The organism is Pedobacter sp. (genome assembly GCF_035566355.1).
Classification (GTDB): Bacteria; Bacteroidota; Bacteroidia; order Sphingobacteriales; family Sphingobacteriaceae; genus Pedobacter.
In genome coordinates this window covers 1-9,453 of record NZ_DATMRL010000172.1, presented here as the reverse complement: position 1 = coordinate 9,453, position 9,453 = coordinate 1, and the positions used below count along the sequence as shown (strand labels likewise).

6 protein-coding genes are annotated in these 9,453 nt (G+C 41.0%); all 6 read left to right on the top strand.

The window, feature by feature from the left end:
* A partial coding sequence (locus VNZ46_RS06765) for a SusC/RagA family TonB-linked outer membrane protein (RefSeq protein WP_325559332.1) occupies window positions 1–2,358 on the top strand: 2,358 nt, incomplete at its 5' end.
* 31 nt (window positions 2,359–2,389) lie between these two features.
* On the top strand, window positions 2,390–4,015 hold the full coding sequence (locus VNZ46_RS06760) for a RagB/SusD family nutrient uptake outer membrane protein (RefSeq protein WP_325559331.1): 1,626 nt from the start codon (window positions 2,390–2,392) through the stop codon (window positions 4,013–4,015).
* Entirely contained in the window at window positions 4,006–5,823 is a 1,818-nt protein-coding gene (locus VNZ46_RS06755; RefSeq protein ID WP_325559330.1) for an aryl-sulfate sulfotransferase, read from the top strand. The genes VNZ46_RS06760 and VNZ46_RS06755 overlap by 10 nt, the downstream gene beginning before the upstream one ends.
* A 165-nt stretch (window positions 5,824–5,988) precedes the next feature.
* Entirely contained in the window at window positions 5,989–6,552 is a 564-nt protein-coding gene (locus VNZ46_RS06750) for an RNA polymerase sigma-70 factor (protein WP_325559329.1), read from the top strand.
* Between the two features lie 72 nt (window positions 6,553–6,624).
* A complete protein-coding gene (locus VNZ46_RS06745) occupies window positions 6,625–7,737 on the top strand; it encodes a FecR family protein (protein WP_325559328.1) in 1,113 nt (370 codons plus the stop codon).
* 194 nt (window positions 7,738–7,931) lie between these two features.
* The coding region (locus VNZ46_RS06740) for a SusC/RagA family TonB-linked outer membrane protein (protein WP_325559327.1) at window positions 7,932–9,453 on the top strand (1,522 nt) is incomplete at its 3' end.

Here is a 9,453-nt window from a genome sequence, read left to right as displayed (position 1 = left end):
AAAGGGGGTAAGAAAAATACGCGTGCTTCTATTAGTGCCAGTGTATATTCCGGGGTGCAAACTATTGCAAAGAAACTGGATGTATTGGATGCGCAACAATGGAAAACCATAATGAGCCAATCTGGTTATTTGCCAAAAGAGGCTATAAATTTTCAAGGGACTGGTACAAACTGGCAGGATGAAGTTTACCGCACTGCCCCGTTAACCAAAGCTAATGTAGGCATTACCGGAGGTTCAGAAACGGCAACCTATAATGTATCTGCCGGTTACATCAACCAGGATGGTATTCTGATCAATTCGGGATATGAGGCTTACAATATCCGCAATAAAAATACTTTTTCTTTTTTCAATGACCATTTGCGTATTGGTAATACTTTATTGTTAACCACAGCAGAAAGACAGGATAATCATTTAACGATAACAGATCCTTTGCGTCAAAATCCCTTACTCGGTGTATTAGATCCTAATCAGCTTGGTGGCTATGCTGGTATTTTACCCTGGATGAAAAATATGGACAATCCGGTAGGTGCTTCGAGGTTGTTTGACAACAGATTAAACAAAACGGATATCTTATTAAATGCTTATGCAGAGGTAGACCTGGGTATTAAAGGGCTGAAATATAAGTTGAATTACGGTTACAACAGAAACAACGGCCGCAATTATAATTATAATGCACCCTATAATTTTGGATCTGGCGCGGTTCAATCTAAACTAAATGAGTCTGCTTATTTTAACAACCAGTGGTTATTGGAGCATACTTTACATTATGACAATACGATTGGTAAGCATACCATATCTGCTTTATTAGGTTACTCATCGCAGGAAAATTCTAACCGTTCTTTTGGAGCGGGACGAAGTGATATCCCCTTTGGAACCAATTCTATTGGTGCCGGATCGACCACACAACAGACAACCTCTGGAGATTTGCAGGAATATTCTCTTCTTTCTATGTTCTCGCGGGCAATGTACAGCTATGATTCCAGATATATGATGTCGGTATCTGTTAGACGTGATGGTTCGTCACGTTTTGCTGATGGACACCGTTACGGTGTATTTCCTTCAGTTTCCGTGGGCTGGAACATCATGAATGAGAAATTCTTTGCCAGTGCAAAAGATGCCGTTAATGAGTTGAAAATACGGGCAAGTTATGGTAAACTGGGTAACCAGGAAATTGGTAATTATGCTACGCAAAGCATCAGCAGCAGCGGGATCAATTATATAGAAGGTGGTAACTGGTGGATGGGAAGCAACACCGGAGTAACCTGGGTATCTCCAAAAGACCTGACCTGGGAAGAAACACATACTAAAAACTTAGGATTGGATGCCAGCTTCTTAAAAGGTAAATTATCTTTAACAGCAGATTATTATGTTCAGGAAACTAAAAATGTACTGTTGAGTATTTCTATGCCTGGTTCAACAGGGTTGAAAGGTAGCCCGACGATGAATGCCGGAACGATTCAGAATAAAGGTTTTGAGATGCTGTTGAACTATAAAAACAGTATTGGAGAGGTAAATTATTCTATTGGCGTAAATGCTTCTACTGTTAAAAACAAAATAACAGCGATTACTGTGGGTAGTGAAAAACAGGAGTTTGCTGGTTACAATCCTCAAGGTGAGGGAACCATTACCTGGGCGAAGCTTGGAGATCCGATTGGTGCATTTTACCTGATCAGGACCAATGGCATCTTTCAATCTGATGCGGAGGCGCAAGCTTATAAAACGCCGGCTGGAAAAGTGATTCAGCCAAATGCCAAGGCTGGTGATATCCGCTTTATTGATTTTAATGGTGACGGACAAATTACAGATGATGACCGTCAGTATGCAGGTAGTCCTTTCCCGGATTTTAATTATGGCATACGTGGTAGTGTAAACTATAAAGGTTTTGATCTGGGGATCTTCTTTGATGGTATGAAAGGCAATAAAATTTACAACTATACCAGGGCACGTATGGAATCTATGAATGAGTTTACCAATTTTGGTGCAAACGTGCTGAATGCCTGGACGGATCAGAACAGAAATACAGATGTTCCCCGCTTTACGCAACAAGATGAAAACAAGAACAGCCGCCGTGTGAGTGACCGCTGGCTGGAAGACGGTTCTTTTTTCCGCCTGAAAACATTAGAAATCGGTTATACTTTCGATAAGCCTTGGGTAAATAAAACCCACATGAAAAATTTCAGGCTTTTTGTCGCAACGGACAATTTGTTTATTGTAACCAAGTATAAAGGATACAGCCCGGACCTTGGACAGAATGATGATCAGAATGGTGGCGGTTCCAGCACCATGTCGAGAGGAACAGATCACGGACGTTTCCCTGCTGCAAGAACAATCACCGCAGGACTTCAGGCAAATTTCTAAGCATTAACAGGAACAATTAAAAGAATACATCATGAAAACAAATATATTGAAGCAACTATCGATGGTTGCAATACTTACAATCTCCTTGGGGGGATGCAAAAAAGATTTTCTGGATCATGTCAATCCAAATCAGGCGGTGGAGCAAACCTTTTGGACTTCTGAAGCCAATGCGCAATCTGCTATGGCAACGGTTTACTCTCCGATCCGTGGACAAATGTATGGCTATTTTGGGGGGTATACCGGATGGCATACCATGAACCGCGCAGATGATGTGTGGTTTATTTTAGGCGAGGAACTGCAAAATTGGGAGCCGGCTACTTATTCCAACACGGCAAATACTGCCGGAAGTGACTTTGACCAGATTTACCAGTGTATTAACCGGGCTAACGTAGTATTGAAGAACGTAAAGAATGTACCAATGAGTACAGATAAGATCAATTCGTTAATTGCTGAGGCCAGTTTTCTGAGAGGGTTCTCGTATTTCCTTTTGGCAAGCAATTTTGGTGATGTACCTTTACGTCTGATCCCTGCTTCTGAAAGCACAGAAGAAATTATGAAACCATCCTCTCCTGAGGAACAAATTTGGAAGCAGGTTGTAGAAGATTTCAAAGTAGCTAAAGAATATTTGCCAATTGTACGTCCTGCTGCTGAAGCAGGAAGGGTTACCAGGGGTGCAGCTATTGCTTATTTAGGTAAGACCTATAATTACATGAAGAAATATGCGGAAGCTGAAGCCGAATTGAGCACAATTATGAAAGCTCCTTATACTTATGATCTGGTGAATAAATTTGAAGATAATTTTACAGAGAATACAGAGCTGAACAAAGAATCTGTATTTGAAATTATGTACAATGGCAGCTTTGGTCAAGGTTCATGGGGTTCTGAAGAGGCAACAAGCACACAAGGTTTTGTGATCCCGAATTTTGTTGGCCCTCAGGGAACTGGCGGCTGGTTTAAGTGGATGCCTACGGCTTCTATTGTAAATGATTTTATGGCAGAACAAAGACCGGCGGGTTCAGATACCAAATTTGATAAACGGATGTATACCAGTTTTTTCTGGAAGTATTCTGACTTTGAAAATACAGTGGCTGACGGGGCCTGGTTTGGAAATCAGTCTTTTGATCAGATTTGGGAAGCGAGTGCAACCAAGCGCTTGAGAGGCGAGCCGGATTTTTCTACGATCAGTGGTAAAAAGGGTCGTTTCCTGATTAAAAAGTTTACCAATTTTTATAAAAATGTTGCTGATGCAAATAGTATGTACGATCAGCAAAATCAAAACAACAACCTTAGAGTGATGCGCTTTGCCGAAGTTTTATTGTTGCACGCAGAGGCGGCCATTAAGACAGGTAAATTGAGTGATGCAGCTAATGACCTGACACGTATCAGGGATCGGGCAGGTCTTGCAGCCAAAACATGGAGCGGTGTTGATGATCTATGGAAAGAGGTGATTCACCAGAATGAACTGGAGTTTTTCTTTGAAGGCCACCGTTTCTTTGACTTGAAACGTTTCTATACTTACGACCAAATGAAACAGATTCTGGTACAGAATAAGAAGCAGGGTGCTTCGAATTTTCTGCCTAAACATTTTTATCTGCCTATCCCGCAGACGGAGTTGAATACGAATACAGCTATTCAGCAACATCCACTGTGGAGATAATTTTAAAGCGAGGCAGGACAGCATTGGTGATGCTGGTCCTGCCACTAATGCTGTTGATGGCTTGTAAAAAGGATAAAGTAGCGGAATCTTCCAAAGAAGGGGTTTATGAGGCTTCATTGGAAAGCATGACGGAGAAGGGAAACTTACTTTTAAACTATGTTAAGGGGGATAAGGTTTATACTTTCAATTTTGAAACAGGAGTGGTAGAGATACCTGTGTTGTCCATTCTTACGATAGAAGATCATCCTGATCAGTGGGCAACAGTGGTGAATTTTGCAGATAAAAAGAGTCTTTCTGTTCCCTCTAAAGGAAATGCCCTTGATTTTATGGTTAAGAAGGTGACTTTAAATCCATCGGGTTACAATCCCTTGGCTGCAACAGTTGAGGTTTTTATGCCGGCCAGAGGTAGAATAAAGGTTGTCATACAAAGTAAAACAGGCAAGAACGGAACTATAGAACATCTGTTTACGGCTTCAAATAACAGACAAATTATTCCTGTGCTGGGATTGTACGCCAATTATAATAACCAGGTTGATCTGGTTTTTACAGACATGAATGGAAAGGAACGTGGTCGAACACAGGTTAATATACAAACAGCTCCTCTGAATGTGGGTGCTTTTCCAAGTTTTGAGATTATTACTGCTCAAAAAGGTCGTATGGAACCTGGATTGAACCTGGTGAGTTATCCCGGCGAAAGTGAATTGGATACTTCCTGTCCATACATGCTCGATGCTGATGGGGAGGTTCGCTGGATACTCTTACTGAAGCCATCGCCGGATCTTAAGCGCTTTGGGGAAGCCATTGGTTTTAAACGGATGAAGAATGGCAATTTCCTTTCTGGAGATAAAGATGCTTCACGTATTGTGGAGGTGGATATGCTGGGTAATCTTGTTCATCAGTGGGATTTGATTAAATTGGGTTATACCTTTCATCATGAGGTGACCGAGGCTTCCAACGGGAATTTTCTGATTACTGTTTCTAAATCTGATGCGCGATTAGTGAATGGAAAACCGAGAATCAATGACCATATCATTGAGGTGAATCCTGTATCTGGTACATTGGTGAAGGAATGGGATCTGGCCAATATGTTGGATACGTCCCGTTATGAGAGCCATAAAGATGTGTTACCTGGTGATATTATACAGACACCGAGTAACTGGGCACATAACAATTCAATAGCTGAACGTGGTGCCGATTTAATGGCAACCGTGCGCTTTCAGGGACTGATGTCTTTTAACAAGGATGGAAATGTAAAGTGGATCATTTCCCCTCACAAAAACTGGGGTACGGCCTATCAGAAATATCTGTTGTCTCCTGTGGATGAATCTGGCAGGGTTGTAACTGATCCTAAAGTAATTTCGGGGGAAGCAGGTGCCAGTGGATTTGATTGGGCATGGGGCCCGCATACACCGGTTTTAATGCCTAATGGTCATATTCTGGTTTTTGATAATGGTTATTATCGCCATTTTCAGCCAAACACGATGGTTGATGCAGACAGTTATAGCCGTATTGTGGAATATAAGGTGGATGAAGCTCAAAGAACAGTACAACAGGTTTGGTCTTATGGAAAGGAAAGGGGAGTGAAAAGTTTTGCTCCGGCTCTTTCTTCTATACAATTTTTGCCTCAAACAGGACATGTTTTGTATTGTCCTGGTATTGGAAATAAAACAAATAAGGGTGTTGGCGGAAGGATCGTTGAAATTGATCCGGCTACCAAGGAAGTAATTTATGAGCTGGAAATAACGGCTCCAAGTACTACTGCGTTTCACCGGGTAACCAGGATGGAAATTTATCCGGGTAATCTTTGAAATAGCGAAGAATTTACCTCTGAAATTTGGAAGTTTTGTTTGAATGGGCAGTCTTGGTTGGGCTGCCCTTTTTTTGTATTTTAATGGTAGGTTCATTTTAATATATTATTGTATCCTTTTATTTGCTGTTATTTTTATATAATTTCACTTGTAGATTGCAATAAAATGGAGTACAGAAAGTGTTCGGACCAGGAACTTATTGTGTTGTTAAGGCAACAGGATCACGGTTCATTTACCGAAATCTATAAGCGCTACTGGGCTGTTTTATTTCGTCATGCCAGGAAAATGCTGTTCGACGATGACGAGGCAGGCGACGTTGTTCAGGATATCTTTACACTTTTATGGACCAAATCGCTTGAGATTGAGATCAGTTCCAGCCTCTCTTCATATCTTTATTCTTCGGTAAGGCATAAAGTTTTTACCCGGATGAACAGGAGTAAACTTAAAGTTGCACATCTGGATTCACTGGAGGACTTTATTGAAAAGGGTGTTTATTCTACAGATGAATGGCTCCAGGAAAAAGAGCTGACGGCGAGTATTGAATCTGAAGTGGCGCGTTTGCCTCGAAAGATGAGGGAGATTTTTGAATTGAGCCGCAAAGAACATCTGTCTTATCAGCAAATTGCAGACAGGCTTCAGGTTACAGATCATACCGTTAGGAAGCAAATCAGCAATGCCCTTAAAGTACTTAAAACCAAGTTTGGTGTTTTCTTCAGTTTATTGATTTAAATTTTTTTAAAAAATCTTACACTCTGGCCTGAGCTATTGGTCTTATACATATCAGCCCCAATTAAAGCCGGTATGAAAGAGAACAAAGCAAAGGACTTAATAGAAAAATATCTGAATGGAACTGCAACCGAACAGGAGAAGGCAATATTAAATTCCTGGTACAATAACCGAAGCAATACCATGGCTGATGAGATGCCGGAGCCGGATTATGATTTATGGAACCGAAAAATTAGCAGTCAGCTTCCAAAGCCAGGCAGAATAATTTCGGGCTGGTTTAAATATAGTGCAGCGGCAGCAATACTGATTCTTGCGGGGACGGGTATCTTTTTTTATAAACAGTATGATAAGAAAAGAGATCAGAATGTTATAACTGCTGAGATGGATATTGCACCAGGCAAAAAATCAGCTACTTTGACATTGGCCAACGGGAAAAAAATCCGTTTGTCCGATGTAAATAATGGTTCACTTGCTAAAGAGGCTGGAGTGACGATTTCTAAAACAAAAGAAGGTGAGCTGGTTTATGAAATAGAAGATACAGATACACAAAGTAACCAAATGAACACCTTGACTACGGCTAAAGGTGAAACCTATAAGGTACGTTTGCCTGACGGTAGTTTGGTTTGGTTAAATGCTGCATCAAGTTTGATCTATCCTGCTTCGTTGAACAGGAATGGTATACGCAGGGTAGAGTTAAGGGGAGAGGGATATTTCGAAATTGCTAAGGATAAAAAGCATCCTTTTGTTGTTAAAACTTTACAGCAGGAAGTGACTGTACTGGGCACGCATTTCAATATCAGTGCTTACCCTGAAGAGTCGGTAACTTTAACAACTTTACTGGAAGGTTCTGTAAAGGTAGCCAGCAGTAAGAGCCAAAAGATATTGGTTCCAAACCAGCAATCGGCGACAAGTGGCAATGGCTTTTCTGTAAAAAATGTGGATACAGATGATGTGATTGCCTGGAAGAACGGGTTGTTCGTTTTTAATGATGAATCGCTCGAAAGTATTATGAGGGAAGTTTCCCGATGGTATGATATAGAAGTTATTTACCGCAACGTGGATAAGAATAAATTGTTTTTTGGAGGTATTTCGAGATATGACCATCTCTCTGGAATCTTAAAGAAATTAGAATTAACCGAAGGTGTGCACTTTAAGCTTGAAGGAAGGAGGATTATAGTAAGTAAATAACAAAACCAACGGTTAATAAAACCAGAAGTGCTTGAACACCCCTGGTTTAATTTTGCCGGTCATAACCAAATAGAACAGATTAGATAAGGCAAGGTGCTTAAAGATTCGAAGCCAAAGGCACAATGCATTAAACCTGCGAGAAAAGCTTGCGCTAAGCGCATTAGCTGGACTCGTGCTAAAACCAAACAAAACAAATGTATAAAAATTATACTAAAAGAATTGGTATGCCTAACCGGCATCTCCATAAAATATGGGCGATTATGCGGCTGACAACCCTGATATTATTAGTGTCCTTGATCCAGGTAAGCGCTTTTACACGTGCGCAAAATATTACCATTCAAAAGGAGAACATCAGTTTAAGGGATGTTTTTTTTCAGATCCGAAAACAAACGGGCTATATTGTTATGTCCCAGTCTGAACAGATCAATAAGAATAAACTGATCAGCTTAAATCTGAAAAATGCACCTCTGGAAGTTGCAATGACCAGGATTCTGCTGGGAGAGGATGTTACTTTTACCATTGAAGATAAATCAATTGTTCTTGCTCCAAAATCTTCTTTTATAGATAATTTGATGGGGATGCTAAGCGCTATTGACCTAAGAGGGAAGATTGTGGGTGAGGATTCTAAACCAATTCCGGGGGCTACTATTACTGTAAAGGGAACTAAAAAAAGTACAGTTAGTGATGCTGAGGGTTCGTTTGTGATCAATGCTGCTGTTAACGATATACTCGTGGTCAGGATCATGGGGTATGAGCCTAAAGAAGTTATCGTCACTTCTGAAGCAAGGATTACGGTTACTTTGAAGGAAGCAACGATGGAACTTGCTCAGGTTGTAGTTACTGCCCTTGGGATTAAAAGAGAGGAGAAATCATTGGGCTATGCCGTTCAAAAGGTTCCGGGAGCAAGTCTGACATCGGCAAAAGGGGTAAATATTGCTACTTCCTTAACCGGTAAGGTTGCAGGATTAAATATTCAGAACAGCACCGAGTTTGCGGCTTATCCAAGTGTTAAGCTTCGTGGTGCTGATGCATTGTTGGTGATAGATGGCGTTCCTTATTCGAGTTTGTCTCTGGATAATATTTCTCCGGATGATATAGAAAGTATTGATGTGCTTAAAGGGGCGACCGCTTCAGCTCTGTATGGGAACAGGGGTGGCAATGGGGCAATTATGATCACAACGAAAAGGGGAAATAAAGATGGTAGCCTGGATATTTCGGTGAACAGCAGCAGCATGTTCTCTTCTGGTTTTTTGGCATTCCCTAAAGTGCAGACCGGTTATAGTTCCGGAGGCGGAGGTAAGTACGGGGTTGGTGATTATGTATGGGGAGATAAACTGGATATTGGACGAATGGCTAAACAATATAACCCCAGTACTTATCAGTTTGAAAATATGCCGCTGGTTTCAAAAGGCGCAAACAATCTGGCAAATTTTCTGCAGCAGGGTGTTATCCTGAACAACAATGTGAGTATTACGCAAAGTGGAAAAAATGGTAGTTTAAGGGCTTCATTGACAGATGTATACAACCGTGGTCAATATCCGAACACCAAACTGAACAAAGTTATCGCGAGTATTTCTGGTGATATTAAAGCGGGTGACTTTACACTGGACGGTGGTTTTACATTTAACAAAAGGTTTTATCCAAATAATATTGGTGCCGGTTATGGTGCCGGGGGATACCTGTATAATCTGCTGATCTGGTCTGGTACAGAATATG